1 protein-coding gene is annotated in these 1,339 nt (G+C 45.0%); it reads right to left on the reverse strand.

Annotation, left to right across the window (positions count from 1 at the left end):
• Positions 1 to 52 precede the first annotated feature (52 nt).
• A complete protein-coding gene (locus NGM66_RS14310) occupies positions 53 to 1,225 on the reverse strand; it encodes an IS256 family transposase (protein ID WP_057879063.1) in 1,173 nt (390 codons plus the stop codon).
• Between the last annotated feature and the right edge of the window lie 114 nt (positions 1,226 to 1,339).

A 1,339-nucleotide genomic window follows, 5' to 3' on the forward strand; every position in this document is an offset into this window, starting at 1 on the left:
GGGAGTGTCAAATTTTTTGTGTAAATGGAAGTCCTCTCCCATTAGCTAGCTTCTAATACATGGATTCTAACGTATCTTGAATTTGCTTGAAACCTCGATGCGTTCGCTCAAAATTTTGGCCGTTGTAGTCACGAATAACTGTGACCAGAACGCGTTCTAGTGCTGGTTCATTTGGAAATTGTTCTTTCTTCTTTGTCTGCCGTTTTAGCTTCTTGTTGAATGATTCAATGAGATTTGTGCTGTAGATGCTACTGCGTATCGCAGCTGGAAAAGTGAAACAGGTCAAGAGATGAGGATTATTTTCTAGCTTGCCCGTTACTTTTGGATACGCCTTTTGCCACTTGTCTATGAAGTCAGCTAAGGCCTGTTTTGCGTCGTCCATGGTAGCTGCTTGATGGATCAGTTTGAAGTCGTTAAGGACCTCTTGTCGGTCCTTAGTTCGAACGTGAGCTTCAATGTTCCGACTGACGTGGATCAGGCACTGCTGGAGCTTAGCCTTAGGGAAGTGGTCACCAATTGTGTTGGTAAGGCCGACTAAGCCATCGGCCACGAATAAGAGGACTTCTTTTACACCACGCTGCTGAATGTCCACGAGAAGCTCTTCCCAAACGGTACTGGATTCAGTTGGAGCGACTTGGTATGCTAGGACCTCTTTCATACCATTTGGTCGAATGCCAATGGCGATATGCACGGCTTCTTTAGCCACTGAGTCCCGGCGCAGAGGTAAGTATGTTGCGTCCACATAAATGACTGCGTAACGACTCGCTAGAGGGCGCGTCTTGAAGGCGTTGACCTGTTGGTCAACGACCTTCGTGAGGTTTGAAACCGTTTGTGGTGTGTAATGAGCACCATACATTTTCTCAATCAAATCCGCGATCTCACTAGTGGTAATCCCTTTTTCGTAGAGCTGGACAACCGTGGCTTCTAAACCATCCGTTTGGCGTTGATAGCTTGGAATAGTTTGCGTATTAAAGGCGCCATTTCGGTCGCGTGGAACCTCCAAGTTTAGTTCCCCATACTTAGTTTTAAAGGTTCGCAGATAATGCCCATTGCGTGAATTGCCGCTGTTAAAGCCTTGGCGGTCGTAGGGTTCATAACCGAGGAACGATGAAAGTTCCTCGTGCATTAAATCATTGATGGCCGTTTCCAAATGTTGCCGAAAAACTTCGTCCAAATCTTGCTTTTGTGCTAGTGCTGCCATAATTTCTTTGTTAAACTGAGTCATGGGGAAAGCCTCCTATGTCCTATGAAGTGAGTGTGGTTGCTAACTATCATAAGGGAGAGGCTTTCCCTTTTCAATTGCTTATTTTTCTATTTACACATAATTATTTAAACACTC

It is taken from the genome of Levilactobacillus yiduensis (assembly GCF_024718525.1).
Lineage (GTDB): Bacteria > Bacillota > Bacilli > Lactobacillales > Lactobacillaceae > Levilactobacillus > Levilactobacillus yiduensis.